At 60.6% G+C, this 21,424-nt stretch carries 17 protein-coding genes; 8 read left to right on the top strand and 9 right to left on the bottom strand.

Translation table 11 applies throughout. The features are described from left to right. The first annotated feature begins 117 nt into the window (after positions 1 to 117). Positions 118 to 1,548, top strand: a complete 1,431-nt coding sequence (gene sbcB, locus ELQ88_RS27875; protein WP_138968933.1) for an exodeoxyribonuclease I — start codon at positions 118 to 120, stop codon at positions 1,546 to 1,548. Positions 1,549 to 1,649: 101 nt separating this feature from the next. Here sbcB and mvaT read toward each other — a convergent pair whose 3' ends face one another. Continuing rightward, on the bottom strand, positions 1,650 to 2,027 hold the full coding sequence (mvaT, locus tag ELQ88_RS27870) for a histone-like nucleoid-structuring protein MvaT (RefSeq protein ID WP_007933316.1): 378 nt from the start codon (positions 2,025 to 2,027) through the stop codon (positions 1,650 to 1,652). Between the two features lie 337 nt (positions 2,028 to 2,364). Between mvaT and purU the strand changes: the two genes are divergently transcribed. Together purU and ELQ88_RS34855 are read left to right on the top strand one after the other, a co-directional pair. Continuing rightward, positions 2,365 to 3,213, top strand: a complete 849-nt coding sequence (gene purU, locus ELQ88_RS27860; protein ID WP_138968932.1) for a formyltetrahydrofolate deformylase — start codon at positions 2,365 to 2,367, stop codon at positions 3,211 to 3,213. 86 nt (positions 3,214 to 3,299) lie between these two features. Then, a complete protein-coding gene (locus ELQ88_RS34855) occupies positions 3,300 to 3,482 on the top strand; it encodes a hypothetical protein (protein ID WP_138968931.1) in 183 nt (60 codons plus the stop codon). Between the two features lie 1,051 nt (positions 3,483 to 4,533). On the opposite strand, the gene ELQ88_RS27850 is transcribed toward ELQ88_RS34855, so the two are convergent. The 4 genes from ELQ88_RS27850 to ELQ88_RS27835 all read right to left on the bottom strand — a co-directional run bounded on the left by ELQ88_RS27850 (position 4,534) and on the right by ELQ88_RS27835 (position 9,498). Continuing rightward, on the bottom strand, positions 4,534 to 5,529 hold the full coding sequence (locus ELQ88_RS27850; RefSeq protein ID WP_138968930.1) for a lysylphosphatidylglycerol synthase transmembrane domain-containing protein: 996 nt from the start codon (positions 5,527 to 5,529) through the stop codon (positions 4,534 to 4,536). Then, positions 5,526 to 6,302, bottom strand: a complete 777-nt coding sequence (locus ELQ88_RS27845) for a DUF2334 domain-containing protein (RefSeq protein ID WP_138968929.1) — start codon at positions 6,300 to 6,302, stop codon at positions 5,526 to 5,528. Before ELQ88_RS27845 ends, ELQ88_RS27850 begins: the two co-directional genes overlap by 4 nt. Then, positions 6,295 to 7,416, bottom strand: a complete 1,122-nt coding sequence (locus ELQ88_RS27840) for a glycosyltransferase family 1 protein (RefSeq protein ID WP_138968928.1) — start codon at positions 7,414 to 7,416, stop codon at positions 6,295 to 6,297. The genes ELQ88_RS27845 and ELQ88_RS27840 overlap by 8 nt, the downstream gene beginning before the upstream one ends. A 192-nt stretch (positions 7,417 to 7,608) precedes the next feature. Beyond that, entirely contained in the window at positions 7,609 to 9,498 is a 1,890-nt protein-coding gene (locus tag ELQ88_RS27835; protein ID WP_128872305.1) for a methyl-accepting chemotaxis protein, read from the bottom strand. Between the two features lie 174 nt (positions 9,499 to 9,672). Here ELQ88_RS27835 and ELQ88_RS27830 point away from each other — a divergent pair, with 174 nt between their 5' ends. Beyond that, complete coding sequence (locus tag ELQ88_RS27830) at positions 9,673 to 11,160, top strand: helicase HerA-like domain-containing protein (protein WP_138968927.1); 1,488 nt, start codon at positions 9,673 to 9,675, stop codon at positions 11,158 to 11,160. A 9-nt stretch (positions 11,161 to 11,169) separates the two neighbouring features. Here ELQ88_RS27830 and ELQ88_RS27825 read toward each other — a convergent pair whose 3' ends face one another. Continuing rightward, entirely contained in the window at positions 11,170 to 11,625 is a 456-nt protein-coding gene (locus ELQ88_RS27825; RefSeq protein WP_128872303.1) for a DciA family protein, read from the bottom strand. 307 nt (positions 11,626 to 11,932) lie between these two features. Here ELQ88_RS27825 and secA point away from each other — a divergent pair, with 307 nt between their 5' ends. The 4 genes from secA (at position 11,933) to ELQ88_RS27805 (ending at position 17,709) form a co-directional block, all read left to right on the top strand. Further along, entirely contained in the window at positions 11,933 to 14,668 is a 2,736-nt protein-coding gene (gene secA, locus ELQ88_RS27820) for a preprotein translocase subunit SecA (protein WP_128872302.1), read from the top strand. A gap of 124 nt (positions 14,669 to 14,792) precedes the next feature. Then, entirely contained in the window at positions 14,793 to 16,010 is a 1,218-nt protein-coding gene (argJ, locus tag ELQ88_RS27815) for a bifunctional glutamate N-acetyltransferase/amino-acid acetyltransferase ArgJ (protein ID WP_128872301.1), read from the top strand. 125 nt (positions 16,011 to 16,135) lie between these two features. Beyond that, on the top strand, positions 16,136 to 16,768 hold the full coding sequence (locus ELQ88_RS27810; RefSeq protein ID WP_128872300.1) for a glutathione S-transferase family protein: 633 nt from the start codon (positions 16,136 to 16,138) through the stop codon (positions 16,766 to 16,768). After that, positions 16,765 to 17,709 (top strand): Nudix family hydrolase, encoded by a 945-nt coding sequence (locus tag ELQ88_RS27805; protein WP_138968926.1) that lies wholly within the window; start codon positions 16,765 to 16,767, stop codon positions 17,707 to 17,709. The genes ELQ88_RS27810 and ELQ88_RS27805 overlap by 4 nt, the downstream gene beginning before the upstream one ends. Before the next feature lie 110 nt (positions 17,710 to 17,819). Here ELQ88_RS27805 and ELQ88_RS27800 read toward each other — a convergent pair whose 3' ends face one another. Genes ELQ88_RS27800 through ELQ88_RS27790 form a run of 3 tightly spaced genes read right to left on the bottom strand, consistent with a single transcriptional unit; the run spans position 17,820 to position 21,403 of the window. Continuing rightward, positions 17,820 to 18,401: a cob(I)yrinic acid a,c-diamide adenosyltransferase gene (locus ELQ88_RS27800; protein WP_138968925.1), complete on the bottom strand. Its 582-nt coding sequence runs from the start codon at positions 18,399 to 18,401 to the stop codon at positions 17,820 to 17,822. A gap of 2 nt (positions 18,402 to 18,403) precedes the next feature. Continuing rightward, on the bottom strand, positions 18,404 to 20,440 hold the full coding sequence (locus tag ELQ88_RS27795) for a HAMP domain-containing sensor histidine kinase (RefSeq protein WP_128872297.1): 2,037 nt from the start codon (positions 20,438 to 20,440) through the stop codon (positions 18,404 to 18,406). Positions 20,441 to 20,485: 45 nt separating this feature from the next. Continuing rightward, positions 20,486 to 21,403, bottom strand: a complete 918-nt coding sequence (locus ELQ88_RS27790; protein ID WP_128872296.1) for a putative 2-dehydropantoate 2-reductase — start codon at positions 21,401 to 21,403, stop codon at positions 20,486 to 20,488. Positions 21,404 to 21,424 lie beyond the last annotated feature (21 nt).

Below are 21,424 nucleotides of genomic sequence, written 5' to 3'. Positions count from 1 at the left end.
AACGACATAACTATGTATTGCACGATTGAGCGGCCGAGATGATTGAATGGCAAGATGACTGGCCGGGGCGGGATGTGAACGCCTAGACTTCGCCGATCTTCAGTTCAGGAATAGCCCGTGACCTCCATCTTCTGGTACGACTATGAAACCACTGGCATCAATCCCCGTTGCGACCGTCCGCTGCAAGTGGCGGGGATTCGCACCGACTTTGAGCTCAATGAAATAGACGCGCCGGTCAATCTTTACTGTCAGCCCAGTGATGACATCCTGCCTCATCCTGCGGCGTGCGCGATCACCGGTATCACGCCGACCCAACTGGCCGGGCAAGGCTTGAGCGAAGCCGATTTCATGACCCGGGTGCATGCCCAGCTGGCTGCGCCCGGCACCTGTGGGGCCGGCTACAACACGCTGCGTTTCGACGACGAGATGACCCGTTACAGCTTGTATCGCAATTTTTTCGACCCGTATGCGCGTGAGTGGCAAGGCGGCAACAGTCGCTGGGACCTGATCGATGTGGTGCGTGCGGCTTACGCCTTGCGCCCCGATGGCCTCGTCTGGCCGACGGATGACGAGGGGCGGGTGACGCTCAAGCTGGAACGCCTGAGCGCCGCCAACGGTATCGATCATGGCCACGCCCATGAAGCGCTGTCGGATGTTCGCGCCACGATCGCCCTGGCGCGGCTGATTCGCGAAAAGCAGCCGAAGTTATATGACTGGCTGTTTCAATTGCGCAGCAAACAAAAGGTAATGGATCAGGTTCGACTGTTGCAGCCGATGGTGCACATCTCCGGTCGTTTTTCGGCGGCGCGCAACTATGTCGGGGTGGTATTGCCCCTGGCCTGGCATCCGCGCAACAAGAACGCCTTGATTGTCTGTGACTTGCACCTCGATCCCCAGGGGTTGCTTGACCTGAGTGCCGAAGCCTTGCGCCAGCGGTTATATACCCGTCGCGATGAGCTGGCCGACGGCGAATTGCCTGTACCGCTCAAGCTCATCCACATCAATAAATGTCCGGTGGTGGCGCCGCTGTCGGTGCTTCGTCCCGAAGATCAGCAACGGCTGGGACTGGACATGGCGCTCTACCAGCAGCGCGCGCTGCGACTAACTGACGCACAAACAGTTTGGCGAGACAAAGTTCAGGCTGTTTATACCCACGAGGATTTCACGCCGAGCCAGGATCCCGAGCAACAGTTATACGATGGTTTTATCGGTGATCGTGATCGGCGTCTATGTGAGCAAGTCCGGGCGGCGGACCCGGCACACTTGGCACAAGCACGCTGGCCTTTCGATGATGAACGCTTGCCGGAATTATTGTTTCGATATCGCGCACGCAACTTCCCCGATACGCTGAGTTCCGAAGAGCAACAGCGCTGGCGAATATTCTGTCAGAAGCGTCTGACGACACCCGAGTGGGGGGCGCCCAATACCCTGGAAACTTTCGCCGAAGCCTCAGCCCAATTGAGCGCTACCGCTACATCGTTTCAGCGAGAGGTGCTCAATGAATGGCACCTTTATGTTCAGCAATTACGTAAACGCCTGAGTCTTTGAAAACGAAAATATCGCTGGCTTGACAGCCAGGCATAAAAAAACGCCAGCAGCTGCTGGCGTTATTTTTTGTCGCGGACGAGTCTTTGACAAAGCGCTACGGCTTAGCCCAGCAGGGTAGCCCAACCCTCAACCACATCACCGCCCCACTTGGCTTTCCACTCTTTCAGAGTCTTGTGGTTGCCACCTTTGGTTTCGATGACTTCGCCGTTGTGCGGGTTTTTGTATTGTTTAACTTTACGGGCACGTTTGGTGCCGGTAGTTTTTACTGCGCCACCGCGTGGAGCTTTGGTTTTGGACTCAGGATCCAGCAGCGCGATGATGTCGCGCAGGGACTTGGAGTATTCACCCATCAGGGTGCGCAGTTTGCCTTCGAATTCCAGCTCGGTTTGCAGTTTGTCGTCTTGGGACAGATTCTTCAAACGGGCTTGCAGCTCTTTGATTGCTTCTTCGGTGGCACGGTATTCGTTGATCAAGGACATGGGGACTACCTTATGTTGGGCGCAGGGTGCTAGGTGACAGTGCGGCAATAATAGTCAGGCTGTTTCATCAAGTAAACATTTAACCGGAGTTTATTTAATTTAGTTTTGTTGAACAGGTCCAGGTTGGAGGTGCAGTTAAATGATCGTCAACCAGGCATCACAGACAGTCACATTTTGACACTTGAAGAATGCAATAAGAACACCAACGCGCGGGTGACGGATGCAGCCGGGACCCGTGTCGCCGACCTTCGTGCAACGCGAGACGTCATCAATACTGCAGTTTTGCTGCGCAATCGCTAGAATGGCGACCTTTGCGAAGTTCTGGAGTTTGACCCTCATGCGCACTTTTCGGCTGGTGATTGCTTGCCCGGACCGCGTCGGCATCGTTGCTAAAGTCAGTAACTTTCTGGCGTCACACAATGGCTGGATCACTGAAGCGAGCCACCACTCGGACAATCTCAGTGGCTGGTTCTTTATGCGTCACGAAATTCGTGCCGATTCGCTGCCCTTCGGCATCGAGGCCTTTCGCGAAGCGTTTGCACCCATTGCCGAAGAGTTCTCGATGAACTGGCGCATCACCGATACCGCGCAGAAGAAGCGTGTGGTGTTGATGGCCAGTCGCGAGTCTCACTGCCTGGCCGATTTGCTGCATCGCTGGCACAGCGACGAACTGGATTGCGAAATTTCCTGTGTGATTTCCAACCATGACGACTTGCGCAGCATGGTCGAGTGGCACGGTATTCCTTACTACCATGTACCGGTCAATGCGCAGGATAAAGAGCCGGCATTCGCCGAAGTCTCGCGCCTGGTCAAACAGCATGATGCCGAAGTGGTGGTACTTGCCCGATACATGCAGATCCTGCCGCCCGCGCTGTGCAGCGAATATGCCCATAAGGTGATCAACATTCACCACAGCTTCCTGCCGTCGTTTGTCGGTGCCAAGCCGTATCACCAGGCCTCCCTGCGTGGCGTAAAGCTGATCGGCGCTACTTGCCATTACGTGACCGAAGAGCTGGACGCCGGTCCGATCATCGAGCAGGACGTGGTGCGCGTCAGCCACAGCGACAGCATCGAAGACATGGTGCGCTTCGGCCGCGACGTCGAGAAGATGGTATTGGCCCGGGGCCTGCGTTATCACCTGGAAGATCGGGTGTTGGTGCACGGCAACAAGACCGTTGTGTTCTGACAGCGATACGGCGCGGTTGAAATTCGAAGGGCCTGGGCGTTCAATCGCATCAGGCCCTTTGTCGTTTTTGACCTGAGGATATGTTTATGGCCAATCCACTCGATAAAGCTACTTCAAGAGCGCCAGCCACGGTGGGTGAGGGGTGTTTGAGTCGTTATGATCCGCACGACTTGAGCGCCGAGGATGGTACGGAATTTCCTGGGGCTGCCGAGTTGTGGAAGGCTTTGAATCCGGATTCAGACGCTGGCTTGCCGACGAAAGGGCCTTAGACTTGTATCGATCTTGAGGCCGCCTTCGCTGGCAAGCCAGCTCCTACAGTTGATCGGGGGTGAGCCTGAGTTTGCTGTGCGCTGGAGATCCCTGTAGGAGCCAGCTTGCTGGCGAAGGGGCCCGGGAGACTTGTATCGATCTTGAGGCCGCCTTCGCTGGCAAGCCAGCTCCTACAGTTGATCGGGGGTGAGCCTGAGTTTGCTGTGCGCTGGAGATCCCTGTAGGAGCCGGCTTGCTGGCGAAGGGGCCCGGGAGACTTGTATCGATCTTGGGGCCGCCTTCGCTGGCAAGCCAGCTCCTGCAGTTGATCGGGGGTGAGCCTGAGTTTGCTGTGCGCTGGAGATCCCTGTAGGAGCCGGCTTGCTGGCGAAGGGGCCCGGGAGACTTGTATCGATCTTGGGGCCGCCTTCGCTGGCAAGCCAGCTCCTGCAGTTGATCGGGGGTGAGCCTGAGTTTGCTGTGCGCTGGAGATCCCTGTAGGAGCCGGCTTGCTGGCGAAGGGGCCCGGGAGACTTGTATCGATCTTGGGGCCGCCTTCGCTGGCAAGCCAGCTCCTGCAGTTGATCGGGGGTGAGCCTGAGTTTGCTGTGCGCTGGAGATCCCTGTAGGAGCCAGCTTGCTGGCGAAGGGGCCCGGGAGACTTGTATCGATCTTGGGGCCGCCTTCGCTGGCAAGCCAGCTCCTGCAGTTGATCGGGGGTGAGCCTGAGTTTGCTGTGCGCTGGAGATCCCTGTAGGAGCCGGCTTGCTGGCGAAGGGGCCCGGGAGACTTGTATCGATCTTGGGGCCGCCTTCGCTGGCAAGCCAGCTCCTGCAGTTGATCGGGGGTGAGCCTGAGTTTGCTGTGCGCTGGAGATCCCTGTAGGAGCCAGCTTGCTGGCGAAGGGGCCCGGGAGACTTGTATCGATCTTGGGGCCGCCTTCGCTGGCAAGCCAGCTCCTACAGTTGATCGGGGGTGAGCCTGAGTTTGCTGTGCGCTGGAGATCCCTGTAGGAGCCAGCTTGCTGGCGAAGGGGCCATGGGGTCTTGCAGTTTCACAGCGCCTCAGAATTCACGCCTGCTTGAACTTCAGCAATTTCTTCAACAGAGGCCGCCCAAGCATCAACAAAAATACCGGCCCGCCCACCAGTAAATAGAAGTAATAGGTCACCGCCCGCCAGATCAGTATCGCCGCCGCCGCAGTGGATTTCCCCACCATCGGCGCCAGCAGCGCCGCTGAGGTCAGCTCCGCCGCCCCGGCACCCCCGGGCAACAGGCTGAATTGCCCCGCACTCAGGGAAAGCATCTGGATCAGAAAACTCCAGGCCCACTGCAGATCCGCTCCGAGCCCGCGCAACGCCAGATACAGCACGCTATAGCGCAGGACCCAATGCAGGCAAGTCAGGACAAACACCGTGATCAATGTCTGAGAAGGCAACTTCAGCGTGTCCGTGAAGGCTGCCAGGAAGTGCAGCAGCTTTCGCGCCCAGCGCAGGCGTGTGGCGCCTTTGACATTAAGACGAACGAGCAGGCGACCGCTCAGGCGAATCAGTAAACGGTGATAGCGCGCCACCACCACACAGGTGAGCAAGCCGCCAAACATCGACACGGCACTGACAGTCAGCAGCCATTCCATGCGTGCGCTCAAGTGCTGGAACAGGGCATAAATCAGAATCCCGCTCAGTGCGCAGAGGAAAAACAGCAGGTCGCTCAGTTGATCCATGGCGAACACGGCGCTGCCCCTGGCCGGACGCACGCCATTGCGCGCCAGCAATGCCATGATGGTCAGCGGTCCACCGCTGCCGCCGGGCGTGGCGCAATAAGCGAACTCGGCGGCCATGACCACCCCGAGGCTTTTGAGCCGGCTGACCTTGTCGCGCTGATCCCCCAGCAACAGACGCAAGCGCAAGGTATTGAGCACCCAGCACAGCAGGATCATGCCGAACATGATCAGCAGCCAATGCAGCGGAAATTTTTGCAGCCGGGACCAGGTTTCGTTACCGCCCAGCAGTGACGGAATCAGCACAGCAGCGAGCAGCGCGACGAGCAGCAGAATCCCGCGACTCATGCGGCGCGCCCGACACGGTCGGTTCGCAACGACAGCCAATGAGCCTTGGTCAGCGGCATGCGCCCCTCGTCGAGCAGGCGCTTGAGCGTCTGCAGCCAGTAATTACGGGAGAATTGATGGCGCATGTCCACCGGGTGCAGGCCGAGTCGAATCACCGGTGCCTGCCGCCAGCGCAGTTCGCGCTGGTCGCTGAGCAGTTTCGACACGCCCCGGCGCCAGGCACTGCGCGCACTCCAGACCAGCCCGGGGGCGTCGACCGCCGAGAAATCCGGCAGGCGGTACAGGTGTTGCGGGTCACTGGTGTAGCTCAGCGGCAGTTGGCGCAAGGCCTGGCGTGTGCCTTCACTCATCAACCAGGCCGGGGCGACGAAACCTGCCAGAGGCCAGTCGTAACGGCGGAACACCTCGATGCCGGCGCGCAGGCGGGCGAGGGCGGCGTCCTGGGACAGGCTGTAGAACTCGCCTTCGTGGGTGTAGATCCGGCGCATGAACCAGTCTCGTGGCGTGCTGGGCGTGGGGCCTTCATCGCAGTGAAAGTGGCCGTGCAGCGCCAGTTCGTCACCACGGATGACCCGGTCGGTGAGCATACGTCGAAATTCCGGATGGGCGTCCAGAGGGTTGTGCTTGTGAAAATCGGGCACCACCAGCCAGGTCATTGGCACCACGCCCAAGGCGTCGACGGCAGCGACAAAGGGTTGGTAGTCGGCCCAGGTATGCGGCGCGACATCGTGCAGCACCAGTAACAGGCTGGGCCGGCTCATGCGCTCAACCATTGGCAATCAGCGGCCAATGGGTGCCGAGCACGGCGTGATAGTGCCCCAGCAGGCTGTTGACCACCGTGTCCCAGGAGTAATGCTGCTCGGCATGGCGGCGGGCCTGTTTGCCCAGGACGGCGCTCCCCGAACCGAACAGTTCACGTACGGCGTTGGCCATCGCCATGGAATTGTTCGGCGGGCACAGCAGGCCGCATTGATCGGTGACGATTTCCTGAAAAGCCCCTGCCGCCACGGCCACCACCGGAATGCCACTGGCCATGGCTTCGAGAATCACCAGGCCGAAGGTTTCCTGGTCCCCGGCATGCAGCAGCGCATCGGCGCTGGCCATCAGCCGGGCGACTTGCGCCGCCGGGCAGAATTCATCGACCACGGTGACGTTATCCGGCACCAGGGCTGGCATCGACGAACCAACCAGCAGCAGGTGATAGCGCCGTCCCAGTCGTTTCATGCAGTCGAGCAGGACCGGCAGGTTTTTTTCCTTGGAACCGCGTCCGGCGAAGATCAGCAAATGAGTGTTTTCATCGATCCCCAATTCGGCCCGCAAGCCCGGGTCCCGCGCAGAGGGGTGGAAAGTTTGCAGGTCGACGCCCAAGGGCTGCACGAAAACGTTCTTCACCCCGAGGCCAATCAGCTTGTCGGCCATCACCCGGCTCGGCGCCAGGACCCGGTCGAAGTTGCCGTAGAGCTTGCTGACATAGGCTTCGACATTGGTCGTGACCCAGTTGCCCATGCGATTGCTGACCAGCAGCGGCAAGTCCGAATGATAAAAACCGATCACCGGCACATCGAGTTGCCGGCGGGCATCCAGCGCCGCCCAGGCGGTGAGATAAGGGTCGCCGACTTCGATCAGGTCGGGCTGCAAAACCTGCAGGACATTGCGCCAGGGCGCGAGACGGAGGGGGAAACGATAACCTTTGCCGAAGGGCAGGGCGGGTGCCGGAACGGTGAAAACGCCATCCTGTTCGCTCAAGGACGATCCGGGGATCAGTAAACTGTGGCGAATGCCCGGCTTGATGCCCAGGCGACGGTGCTTTGCATCCAGATAAGTGCGCACGCCACCGCTGGCAGGGGCGTAGAACATGGTTATGTCAGCGATATGCACGATGAACATCCCTCCGGTCCGTTGTTCTCCCTTGGTTGACCTTTATGAAGGATAGTTGTTCGGTTGGGGTTTTGCGGCTGGGGTGCCGGCGAGGGTTTTGCGGTGTATGACGGACCGCTTTCGCTGGCAAGCCAGCTCCTACAAGGGATTTGCGTGAACCCTGTAGGAGCTGGCTTGCCAGCGAAGGGGCCGGAACAGGCACTAAATACGGAAACTGCCCACCAACTGCTTGAGCCGCCCCGCCTGCTGCTCCAGATCGACACACGCGCGCAACGTCGACTGCAGGTTCTCCACCCCCTCCTGATTCAATGTATTGATCTCGGTAATGTCCACATTGATTGATTCCACCACGGCCGTCTGTTCCTCGGTCGCCGTCGCCACCGACTGGTTCATGCCGTCAATCTCGCCAATGCGCAACGTCACGCTGTTCAGGCGCTCACCCGCCAGGTTGGCGATGACCACGCTGTCCTGGCTGTGACGCTGGCTGTCGCTCATGGTGCTCACGGACTCGCGGGCGCCGACTTGCAGTTCCTCGATCATGGTCTGCACCTGCTGCGCCGATTCCTGCGTACGGTGGGCCAGGTTGCGGACCTCATCGGCCACCACGGCAAAACCACGACCGGCCTCACCGGCGCGCGCCGCTTCGATGGCAGCATTAAGCGCCAGCAGGTTGGTTTGCTGGGAAATGCTGGTGATCACTTCCAGAATCTGCCCGATGTTCACGGTTTTGCTGTTCAGCGATTCGATGTTGGTACTTGAGGCGCTGAGCATGCTCGACAGCTGATTCATCGCGGCAATGCTACGCTCCACCACTTGCTGGCCATCTTCGGCCAGGCTGCGGGCATCGCTGGCCTGACTCGACGCTTGCGCGGCGTTGCGCGCGATTTCCTGGGCTGCAGCGCCGAGCTGGTTGATGGCCGCGGCGACGCTGCTGGTGCGGGAAGCCTGTTGGTCGGAGTTGAACATCGACGAGTTCGAGGCCGCCACCACGCGCAACGCCACTTCGTTGACTTGGCCGGTGGCGGAGGACACTTCGCGGATCGAGCCGTGAATACGCTCGACGAAACGGTTGAACGCGGTGCCGAGAACGCCGAATTCGTCGTTGTTCTGGATGGTCAGGCGTTTGGTCAGGTCACCTTCACCGTCGGCGATGTCTGCCATGGCGCGGGTCATGACATGCAGCGGCTGGATCAGGATGCGGATCAGCATGCCCAGCAGGGCAATGATGGTGGCCACGGCGATGACCGTCGCGATGACCGCCGAGGCGCGGAACTCGGTCAGCATCGAGAAGGCTTTGTCCTTGTCCACCGACAGACCGATGTACCAGTTGACCGAGGGCAGGCCCTTGATCGGGGTGAACGTGACGATGCGGGTCTTGCCGTCCACCTGCACTTCACTGAAGTCGCGGCTGATACGCGGGGTATTGTCCGGATACGCTTCATTCAGGGTCTTCATCACCAGGGCTTTGTCCGGGTGCACCAGGATCTTGCCGTCGGAACTGACCAGGAAGGCGTAGCCCATGCCGTCGAAGTCGCGGGCGCTGAGGGTGTCGATCAAGGTTTGCAGGCTGAGGTCGCCGCCGACCACGCCGACGTTTTGCCCGGCTTTTTTCGAGGCGGTGGCGATGGAGATGATGGTCTGGCCAGTGGCCGCATCGATATAAGGTTCGGTCAGGGTCGCTGTGCTGCTGCTTTCGGCGCCTTTGTACCAAGGGCGCACCCGCGGGTCGAAACCGGCGGGCATTCTGGCGTCCGGACGAATGGTGAAGCTGCCGGTGGCGTCGCCCAGGTAAGACGCCATGAAGGTCGACGTCAGGGCTTTCTGCTCAAGCAGGCTGGTGACGGTGGACGGTTCAGGATTGATCGCGATGTTCTGGGCGAGGTTGTCGATCAACAGGATACGACCGGCCAGCCAGGTCTGGATATTGTTGGCGGTGACATCCCCCATCTCATTGAGGTAGCTGTCCAGGTCTTCGCGGATGGCGTTGCGTTGTAAATAGTCGTTGTACAGCGTGAACGAGGCAAAGGCGGCCATGACAATGAGGGCGGCGGCAAGCAGGATTTTATGGCTGAAACGCAGGTTTTTGTTCATGGCTTGGGGTTCCGCTAGGGTCGTGGTGCCAAAGGCGTGCTTTTATAAAGGAACGCGCAATGGGCGGCAGTGAAAACAAGCTGATACTTCCGTACTCTCCTTAGGGAATTACCGATGCTTTTCAGTCTTTTATATCGGCCGTGAAGGATCAAAGCTTAATCATGGGGTGACAAAATGCCTGATTCACTGCAACTCGTTATCGGTGCCGACCTCGCGGGACAGCCGATTGCCCAGGCCATGCGTCTGACAAACCGTCATGGCCTGGTGGCGGGCGCCACCGGCACCGGCAAGACCGTCACCTTGCAACGCCTGGCCGAAGCGTTCAGTGACGCCGGCGTGGCGGTGTTTGCGGCGGATATCAAAGGCGACCTGTGCGGCCTGGGCGCAGCCGGTGAGCCCCAAGGCAAGGTCGCCGAGCGCATTGCGGGGATGCCTTGGCTGAACCACAAACCCCAGGCGTATCCGGTCACCCTGTGGGACATTCACGGTCAGTCCGGGCATCCCTTGCGCACCACCCTGAGTGAAATGGGGCCGCTGCTGCTGGGCAGTCTGCTGGAATTGACCGACAGCCAGCAGTCGGCGCTGTATGCCGCCTTCAAGGTGGCGGACCGCGAAGGGCTGTTGCTGCTGGACCTGAAGGATCTGAAGGCGCTGCTCAATCACCTGCGTGATCATCCTGAATTGCTGGGCGACGACGCCGCGCTGATGACCACGGGTTCCAGCCAGGCCCTGTTGCGGCGTCTGGCGACCCTGGAGCAACAGGGTGCAGAAGCGCTGTTTGGCGAGCCGGGGCTGCAACTCGAAGATATTCTGCAACCGGGCGCCGATGGTCGCGGGCGTATTCACCTGCTCGATGCCAGTCGCCTGGTCCACGAAGCCCCCAAGGTCTATGCAACGTTCCTGTTGTGGCTGTTGGCCGAACTGTTCGAGCAACTGCCGGAACGCGGTGATGCGGACAAACCCCTGCTGGCGCTGTTTTTCGATGAGGCGCATTTGTTGTTCGCCGATACGCCCAAGGCCTTGCAGGACCGATTGGAGCAGGTCGTGCGGCTGATTCGTTCGAAAGGTGTGGGCGTGTATTTCGTCACCCAATCGCCGGGCGACCTGCCGGATGACGTACTGGCCCAGTTGGGGTTGCGGATCCAGCATGGATTGCGCGCGTTCACCGCCAAGGAGCAGAAATCCCTGCGCGCCGTGGCGGAGGGCTTTCGGCCGAACCCGGCGTTCGATACCTTGTCGGTGCTGACCGAACTCGGGATCGGCGAGGCTTTGGTCGGCACTTTGCAGGATAAAGGCACGCCCGGGATGGTCCAGCGGGTGCTGGTGGCTCCGCCGCAGTCGCGGATCGGGCCATTGACCGAGACGGAGCGCACGGTGCTGATTGCCGGATCCGCATTCAAGGGGCGTTACGACAAGCCGATCGACCGCGAGTCGGCGTATGAAGTGCTGTTGGGGCGTAAAGGACTGGCCCCGGAACCGGACGCCGCTCCAGGTAAACCGGCAGCCGAAGAGCCCAGTTTCACCGACAAGGCCGGTGAATTCCTCGGCACGGCGGCAGGGCAGGCGCTGAAATCGGCGATGCGCCAGGCGGCCAATCAGTTGGGCCGACAATTGGTACGCGGGCTGATGGGTTCATTGCTCGGCGGCAGCAAACGCCGGTAGGAGGCAGTTTTAAACCTTGGGCTTGGCGTGCGCCGCAAGGCGCTCCAGCGCCGCCCGCAGATTCGGATCAGTGATCCCCTCGGCCGTGGCCTGGATGGTCGCGCCCGCATCGGTCGACAATCTGATGGTATGACCGGCCGCGCCTTGCTGGACCGTGGGTGGCTGCACCTTGAACAGAATCCGCGTCAGGCTGGCGAACTCATCGAACAGCTGCAATTGCCGCTGCAGACGCTTTTGCTGATAACGCAAACGAGTGGCCCAGTGACCGTCGGTGACAATCAGCAACAAACTGCCTTCGCGCCACGATGCCACATGGCAATGTTCGCGCGCAGCGGGCTGCAACTGGCTTTCCACCAGGCGTTGTAAATGACCCAGGCGTTGAGCGTGGCCAAAGATGGCTTTGAGCGGTTTGGCTTCGCGAAGCAGAACGGCGGGTGCTCTGGCCGTAAGAGGGCGAAATGCCATGATCAGACACCTGAAGTAACAGAGCGGCCATGGTAGCAGAAAGCACCGCATGCGCCCGACCCATTGCGTTGCGAGCGCTTTACCCATTAAATCAACGAGTAACTTATGCCGTCAACGGCTTGAAGTTCAGCAAAAAGCCCTTATTTTAAGTAAGCCCCGTCACAGCGCTGTGCCAGCATCGTGGAATAACGCCACTTTCCTCACCACCGTTTCCGGGTAGAATGCTCGTTCGCATGCGGCCATGAGGGCTGCTCGGGCGACTCACGGGGCCGCCCTCCATCCCTTTAGTGTGGAAGATCCTGCCGATATGTTTGCGCCTTTGTTAAAGAAACTTTTTGGAAGCAAGAACGAGCGTGAAGTCAAACGCATGCTCAAGACGGTGCAACTCGTCAATGCCTTCGAAGAGCAAATGGTGGCCCTTTCGGACGATCAATTGCGTGCCAAGACAGCCGAGTTCAAGGCCCGCATCGCCAAAGGGGAAACCCTCGACAAGCTGCTGCCCGAAGCCTTTGCGGTCGCCCGCGAAGCCGGCAAGCGTGTCATGGGTATGCGCCACTTCGATGTCCAGTTGATCGGCGGCATGACCTTGCACGAAGGCATGATCGCGGAAATGCGCACCGGTGAAGGCAAGACCCTGGTGGCAACCCTGGGCGTTTACCTCAACGCACTGTCCGGCAAGGGCGTGCACGTTGTGACGGTGAACGACTACCTGGCCCGCCGTGACGCCAACTGGATGCGTCCGCTCTACGAGTTCCTCGGCATGACGGTCGGTGTGGTGACACCTTTCCAGCCGCCGGAAGAGAAGCGCGCCGCTTATGCTGCCGACATCACCTACGGCACCAACAACGAATACGGTTTCGACTACCTGCGCGACAACATGGCGTTCAGCATGGAAGAAAAATTCCAGCGTGAACTCAATTTTGCCGTGATCGACGAAGTCGACTCCATCCTCATCGACGAAGCCCGTACCCCGCTGATCATTTCCGGTCAGGCCGAGGACAGCTCCAAGCTGTACATCGAGATCAACAAACTGATCCCGCAGCTCGAGTTGCACGTCGAAGAAGTCGAAGGCGAAGTCACCAAGGCTGGGCACTACACCGTCGACGAAAAGACCCGTCAGGTCGAACTCAACGAAGCCGGTCACCAGTTCATCGAAGACATGCTGACCCGCGTCGGCCTGCTGGCGGAAGGCGAGAGCCTGTACTCGGCACACAACCTGGGCCTGCTGACTCACGTTTATGCCGGTCTGCGTGCGCACAAGCTGTTCCATCGCAACATCGAATACATCGTGCAGGACGGTCAGGTTGTCCTGGTCGACGAACACACCGGTCGTACCATGCCGGGTCGCCGTCTGTCCGAAGGCCTGCACCAGGCCATCGAAGCCAAGGAAAACCTGAACATCCAGGCCGAAAGCCAGACCCTGGCATCGACCACGTTCCAGAACTACTTCCGTCTGTACAACAAGCTGTCCGGCATGACCGGTACCGCTGACACCGAGGCGTTCGAATTCCACCAGATCTACGGTCTGTCGGTGATGGTGATCCCGCCGAACAAGCCGCTGGCACGTAAAGACTACAACGACCTGGTGTTCCTGACCGCCGAAGAGAAATACGCGGCGATCATCAACGACATCAAGGAATGCATGACCCAGGGCCGTCCGGTGCTGGTGGGTACTGCAACCATCGAAACGTCCGAGCACATGTCCACGCTGCTCGACAAGGAAGGCATCGAACACAAGGTCCTGAACGCCAAGTTCCACGAAAAGGAAGCCGAGATCATCGCCCAGGCCGGTCGCCCCGGCGCACTGACCATCGCCACCAACATGGCCGGTCGTGGTACCGACATCCTGTTGGGCGGCAACTGGGAAGTGGAAGTCGCGTCCCTGGAAAATCCAACGCCGGAGCAGATCGCCCAGATCAAGGCCGACTGGCAAAAACGTCACCAGCAAGTGCTGGAGTCGGGCGGCTTGCAGGTGATCGCTTCCGAGCGTCACGAATCGCGCCGCATCGACAACCAGCTGCGCGGTCGTGCCGGTCGTCAGGGTGACGCCGGTTCCAGCCGTTTCTACCTGTCGCTGGAAGACAGCCTGATGCGTATCTTCGCCTCGGACCGGGTGAAGAACTTCATGAAGGCCCTGGGCATGCAGTCCGGTGAAGCGATCGAGCACCGCATGGTGACCAACGCCATCGAGAAGGCCCAGCGCAAGGTTGAAGGCCGTAACTTCGACATTCGTAAACAACTGCTCGAGTTCGACGACGTCAACAACGAACAACGTAAAGTGATCTATCACATGCGTAATACGTTGCTGGCCGCGGACAACATCGGCGAAACCATCGCCGACTTCCGTCAGGACGTGCTCAACGCGACGGTCAGTGCGCACATTCCACCGCAATCGCTGCCTGAGCAGTGGGACGTGGCCGGTCTGGAAGCGGCACTGCAAAACGACTTCGGCGTGGCGTTGCCGATCCAGCAATGGCTCGACGAAGATGATCACCTCTACGAAGAAACCCTGCGCGAGAAGCTGCTGAGCGAACTGATCGCCGCTTATAACGAGAAAGAAGACCAGGCCGGTGCCGAAGCACTGCGCACCTTCGAGAAGCAGATCGTGCTGCGTGTGCTCGACGACCTGTGGAAAGACCACCTGTCGACCATGGATCACCTGCGTCATGGCATCCACTTGCGTGGTTACGCCCAGAAGAACCCGAAGCAGGAATACAAGCGCGAGTCGTTCACGCTGTTCTCCGAGCTGCTGGATTCGATCAAGCGCGATTCGATTCGGGTGCTGTCCCACGTTCAGGTTCGCCGCGAAGACCCGATCGAAGAAGAGCAGCGCCTGCGTCAGGAAGCCGAAGCATTGGCGGCGCGCATGCAGTTCCAGCACGATGAAGCACCGGGTCTTGAGCAGCCGCAACTGCTCGGTGAAGAGGTCGACGTCGCCCTCGCCACCGCGCCGGTACGCAACGAACAGAAGCTGGGCCGCAACGAACTGTGCTACTGCGGTTCGGGCAAGAAATTCAAGCATTGCCACGGGCAGATCCAGTAAACCCCGTTACATACGCTGAAATACCTGCGCCGCGACCGGCTCCAGCCGTCGCGGCGTTTTACCATTTAATACCACCGTTCATTACATGGCGGTGCAGACAACCTCTTATTTAAGGAGCGCATTCATGGCTGTTGGTCTTGGTCCTTTGCCAACGTTGCACCCGGTCGCCGGTTTTGAACTCGGTATCGCCTCGGCCGGCATCAAGCGCCCGGGGCGCAAGGATGTCGTGGTCATGCGCTGTGCCGAAGGCTCCACCGTGGCGGGCGTATTCACCCTGAACGCGTTTTGCGCAGCGCCTGTGATCCTGGCCAAGCAACGCGTGCAAGGCCCGGTGCGTTACCTGCTGACCAACACCGGCAATGCCAACGCCGGCACCGGTGAACCCGGCCTGGCCGCCGCCGAGCGCACCTGCGCCAGACTGGCGGAGCTGACCGGCGTCGATGCGGGCCAGGTGCTGCCGTACTCCACCGGCGTGATCGGCGAACCGCTGCCGGTCGAGAAGATCGAAGGCGCGCTGCAAGCCGCACTCGATGACCTGTCGGTGAATAACTGGGAAGCTGCCGCCACTGGCATCATGACCACCGATACCCTGCCCAAGGGTGCCAGTCGCCAGTTCGAGCATGACGGCGTGACCATCACCGTCACGGGTATCAGCAAAGGCGCGGGCATGATCCGTCCAAATATGGCGACCATGCTCGGCTACATCGCCACCGACGCCAAAGTCGCACGCGAGGTGTTGCAAAACCTGCTGCTGGACGGCGCCAACAAGTCGTTCAATCGCATTACCATTGATGGCGACACCTCGACCAACGATTGCTGCATGCTGATTGCCACCGGTCAGGCTGCGCTGCCGGAAATCACTGAAGCCAGCGGTGAATTGTTCGCCAAGCTGAAACAGGCCGTGTTCGAAGTGTGCATGGACGTGGCTCAGGCCATCGTTCGCGACGGCGAAGGTGCGACCAAATTCGTCACCGTCGAAGTCAACGGTGGTGGCAATCATCAGGAGTGCCTGGACGTCGGCTACACCGTGGCCCATTCGCCGTTGATCAAGACCGCGCTGTTCGCCTCCGACCCGAACTGGGGGCGTATCCTGGCCGCTGTCGGCCGTGCTGGCGTACCTGACCTGGACGTGAGCAAGATCGACGTGTTCCTCGGCGAAGTGTGCATCGCCAGCCGTGGCGCCCGCGCCTCGACCTACACCGAAGCCCAGGGCGCGGCGGTGATGCAGCAGGCAGAAATCACCATCCGGATCGAACTGGGTCGCGGCGATTGCAGCGAAACCATCTGGACTACTGACTTGTCCCACGAGTACGTGAAGATCAACGCTGAATATCGCACCTGAATCATCTGTAGGAGCCGGCTTGCCGGCGAAGGCGTCTTCAGCCGCGATTGAAGTGTCGAGGCCGCTACCGCTATTGCTGGCAAGCCAGCTCCTACAGGAGTTTTTCCTGCTCGAGGACGCTGAACATGAGTTATCACCTGATCATCGGCGACAAACTGTATTCCTCCTGGTCCCTGCGCGGCGCCCTGGCTCTCGACCTGACCGGCGCCCCCTACACCGAAGAACTGATCAAGCTCAACCAGCCGGACACCCGTGAGCGCCTGCTCAAGCATTCGCCCACCGCCAAAGTCCCGCTGCTGAAAACCGCACACGGCACCCTCGCCGATTCCCTGGCGATTGCCGAATACCTGGCCGAACAGTTCCCCGACGCCGGCCTCTGGCCCAAGGACGTCGCCGCCCGTGCCCAGGCCCGTTCGGCATGCGCGCAGATGCACAGCGGTTTCTTCGCGATGCGTAATCACATGCCATTCGACCTGAGCCACGACGCACCGCTGTCGCCGACACCGGATGACGTCCAGGCAGACATCGCGCGCATGTTGGCGTTGTGGGCCGAGTGCCGCGCGGTCGCGACCGGCACCGGTCCGTTCCTGTTTGGTGGCGCCACCCTGGCCGATGCCTTCTTTGCGCCGATCGCCGTGCGCCTGCGCACCTATCAGGTGAAGCTGCCCCCGGCGGACGAAACCTACATCAATACGATCTACCAATGGCCAGCCTTCAAAGCTTGGCAGAAGGCAGGTCTGGAGGAGGTCGGGCAGTGAAACGAGTCCATGTAGCCGCCGCCGTCATCCGCGATGGCAGCGGCAAGATCCTCATCGCCCGCCGGGCCGATACCCAGCATCAGGGTGGGCTGTGGGAGTTTCCGGGTGGCAAGGTCGAGGACGACGAATCCGTCGAAATCGCCCTGGCCCGCGAGCTCAACGAAGAACTGGGCATTGTGGTCAATGCGGCGCGGCCGTTGATCAAGGTCCGGCACGATTACCCCGACAAGCAGGTGTTGCTGGATGTCTGGGAAGTCTCGGACTTTTCCGGCGAGCCTCACGGGGCCGAGGGGCAGCCTCTGGAGTGGGTGGCGCACCGTGACCTGCTGAACTACGAGTTCCCGGCGGCCAACCAGCCGATCGTTGCGGCGGCACGACTGCCGGCGCAGTACCTGATCACCCCTGAAGACCTGGACACCCCGGTCTTGCTGCGCGGTATCCAGAAAGCCATTGCCGGTGGCATCAGGCTGATCCAGTTGCGGGCACCCAACGGTTACGACCCGAAGTACCGCGATCTGGCGGTGGACGCAGCGGGGCTGTGTGCCGGCAAGGCGCAGTTGATGATCAAGGGCCCATTCGAATGGCTGGGCGATTTTCCGTCTGCCGGCTGGCACATCACCTCAAAGCAACTGCGCAAGTACGCGGCGGCGGGCCGCCCGCTACCGGCGTCGCGCTGGTTGGCGGCATCTTGCCATGACGCTGAAGAACTGGCACTGGCCGAACAGATGGGTGTGGACTTTGTGACCCTGTCGCCGGTGCAGCCGACCATGACCCATCCGGATGCTCAGCCGTTGGGTTGGGAACAGGCCTCGGCGATGATCGAGGGTTTCAGCAAGCCGGTGTTTTTGCTCGGTGGCGTTGGCCCGGCGGAGCAGCAAAAGGCCTGGGAAGCCGGGGCGCAGGGTGTGGCGGGGATTCGGGCGTTCTGGCCAGAAGCTTGATTCTGCGGTGAGCCGGCTGGCCTCTTCGCGAGTAAGCCCGCTCCCACAGGGAAGAACGCGGTCGACTGTGGGAGCGGGCTTGCTCGCGAAGGGCGCCTGAAGGGCGCCGATTAATCTTGAGGCTTCACCGCCGGCTGCCACAAAATCTCCGCAACCCCCTGCCGCTTGGCAATCAGCCTCGCCACCACAAACAACAAATCCGACAACCGATTGATATAGGCCAACCCAACGCCAGCCAACGGCTCGAGCGCATTCAACTGCTGGCACCGCCGCTCGGCCGTGCGCGCCAGGCTGCGGCAGACATGCGCCTGGGCAATCAACGCCGAACCACCCGGCAAGATGAAGTTCTCCAGCGGCCCGAGTTCTTCATTCCACAGATCGATCGCCGTTTCCAACCGTTCAATTTCTGCCAGGTCCAATGCCTGATACATCGGCATCGCCAGTTCGCCACCCAAGTCGAACAACCGATGCTGACAAGGCGCCAACACCTCAATGATCTCGCTCAGTCCCGGATATGTGACACGTTCAACCGCCAAGCCGGCCAACAGCACGCCCACCTGACTGTTCAGGGTGTCGACCTCGCCAATCGCCTCGATCCGCGGATGATCCTTGGGCACGCGGCGGCCGTCGCCCAGCCCGGTTTCGCCTTTGTCGCCGGTGCGGGTGTAAATTTTCGACAAGCGAAAGCCCATGGTTACCTCGATAGCTGATTGAGTTCTTGAGAGACGAGCGGGGTGCCCGCCAAGGGTAGGCGCAAGGTAAAGCAAGTGCCTTGCCCGAGGGTCGATTGCACTTCCATCTGACCCTTGTGGTTGTTGGTGATGATGAAATACGAAACCGACAGGCCAAGGCCGGTGCCCTGGCCGATTTCCTTGGTGGTGAAGAACGGCTCGAATGTACGCTTGCGCACGCTCTCGCTCATGCCGATGCCGTTGTCTTCGACCTGGATTTCCGCCCAGGGAGGATTCAGCCGGGTGCGCAGAATGATCCGCCCCGGTTCGCGATCGTCTTCGCGTTGGTGAATCGCTTGGGCGGCGTTTTTCAACAGGTTGAGCAGCACTTGCTCCAGTTCGTTGGCGGTGCCGGGTACCGGGCCGAGTTGCGGATCGAACTGGCGGATGATCGCCTGGCCCTTGAAATCGAAACCGATCGCCAGGTCGAAGTCGTTTCCGGCAATTTCCACCGCTTGATCGATCAACGCCGGCAGATCACACGGTGCCATCTGCCGGGTGCTGCGGCGGCTGAAGCTGAGCATGTGGGTGACGATCTTCGCCGCCCGGGCGCCCGCCTGTTGAATGCCATCGAGCAACTGCGGCACTTCCCGCGCCTGCAGGTATTGGTTGACCGTCTCCAGTTGAACGCCGATTTGCTCGGCCTGTTCAAGGTTTTTGGGCAGGTCGGGGGACAGGCGCCGACGAATGTTTTGCACATTGTGCAGGATCGCCCCCAACGGGTTGTTGATCTCATGGGCCATGCCGGCGGCGAGACCGCCAACCGAGAGCATTTTTTCCGACTGCACCATCATTTCTTCCAGGGACAGGCGCTGGGTGATGTCGTCGATCCGGATCACCACACCACGCCCGGCGCCGCCCATCAGCGGATAGAACGTCAGGGCGTAGTGCCTGGGTTCTTCGTCCTTGAACCAGGTCACGCGCTCGATCTTGGCCACCGTATGCTGTTCGACGGTTTGCTTGAGCTGCGGCAGAAACGGCTTGAGCGGTTCGAACGCGAGGAAAATCGGCTGGTTCAATGCCTCGTCCAGGCGCGTGCCGGACAGGGCGCTGGCCTCCTGATTCCACTGGGTGACATAGAGTTGTTCATCGAGGGCAATCAATGCCGAGGGCATGGAGTCGATAATGCTGTTGAGGTAGTTCTGGAACCCGGTGAGCTTCTTTTCGATCTTGCTGCGCACCTGGACTTCCAGTTCCAGCTTGCGATTGGTATGACGGGTTTCTTCCGCCAGGCCCTGGGCCTGGTCATAAGCGGCTTGGGAATCGTCCCGAGCGCGTTTGAGTTGCTGCTCCCTGGCCTCGATGCGCGAGAGCATGGTATTGAAGGCCTCGGCCAGGCTGCCGATTTCGTCATGGTTGCCGCGGGAGGCGCGCAGGGCGTAGTTCTCCTCCCGGGTCACTTGCCGGGACAACTCTTCGAGCTGATGGATCGGCCGGGTGATCAGCCGTTTGATCTGCCGGGCGATCATCAGCCACAACAGCACGCTGAAGATCAGAATCCCGAGGCTGGCGGTCAGGGTGCCGGTGTAGAACGCCATCGGCAATTCGCTGCTGGCCACCAGCAGCAGGTGCCCCGGCGCAGTGCCCGGGCGGGGCAGGGTGATCACTTGATTGCTGCGAAACTCGGTGGCCTGCCAGGATTCGATGTGCCGGTAGCGCTCCGGCAGCTTCAGCTTTTCGCCATGCTGCAACTGCGCCAGGCGTTCGCCCTTGCCGTCATAAAGGGCCGCTGCGCGCAGGGGGGAATAGCTGTTGAGCTCGTTGAGCAAGCGTTCGGCGCTTTGCGGCGACTTCAGGGCGTCGGACACCAGGCTCGGGTTGGATACCAGGCGGCCGATGGTCTGCAAGGCCTGGGGTGCCATGCTTTCCTGAGAAATGTAGTACGCGGCGCTGATGAATGTCAGGTTGGCGACCAGCAGGACGGTGGTCAACAGCACCAGCAAGGCGGCCAGCAGTTTCTGGCCGACTGGAAGGTTTTCGAGGCGCTGGCGCAGTGGCATCAGGTTCATCGCTGAAAAGGAACAAGTGGCCAGCGTAGCCGCTGCTCAGTCGCTGGGCAATCCAAGGCTATGCAGATGGGTCCGCAACCGTTGCTGAAGTTGATTGAGGTGCGGCAGGTTCAACTGATGACGGGAGGCCACTTTGCAGGCATGCCCCAACAGGTAGCTGATTTCGGTCCGACGCCGGTGGCTGACGTCCTGGTACATCGACGAATAATTGGCGGCAGTGGCGTGGATCACCCGTTCGACTTCCGATTGCAAGTCTTCGGCGGCTGCCGGTTGGCCGCAACGCTCGAGCAGTTCCGTCAGTTCGCCGCAGAGGGTGGCGACTTCGCAATGATGGTCCTGCAGGCCGCCGTTGCGACAATCGTGCAGCACGGTCAACGGATTGATCGCACAATTGAGCGCCAGCTTTCGCCACAGCCGGGTCAGGATGTCGGTGCTCCATTCGTGGGGAATGCCGGCGGCGTCCAGGTCATCCAGCCAGATCGGCGCCACCGGATGACCGGCGTCCCCCAGCCAGGTGTAACCATGCCCGGCGAATACCACGCGCCAGTCGCCATCGCGAAAGGCCCCTTCGGTGCTTGAAGCGCTGATGCAGCGCGCCTGCGGCACTTGGGCTGCGACGGCATCCTGACTGCCAAGACCGTTCTGCAACAGAATCAGCTCGGCGCCGGGGGCCAGGCGCGGTGCCACCCGGGCCACGGCTTGCTCGGCGTCGTAGGCTTTGCAGGCCACCAGCAGTCGATTGATCGGCTCGGCGCTGTCGGGCGTCTCGGCGGGGACGGGGTAGCATTGCGCTGCACCGTGTTCGACCAGCGTCAACCCGCCCGCCGAGGCGTACGCCTGCAGGCGCGCGGCGTCGCGCACAATCAGCCGGACCGGCACCTCGGCTCGCGCCAGTCGTGTCGCCCATAAGGTGCCAAGGCTGCCGGCGCCCAGAACATGCCAGGTGGTGGACATCAGCTTTTTGCTCTGTTTAAG

The sequence above is a fragment of the Pseudomonas sp. MPC6 genome (assembly GCF_006094435.1).
Taxonomy (GTDB): Bacteria; Pseudomonadota; Gammaproteobacteria; order Pseudomonadales; family Pseudomonadaceae; genus Aquipseudomonas.
This window is presented reverse-complemented; position numbering and strand designations above follow the sequence as displayed.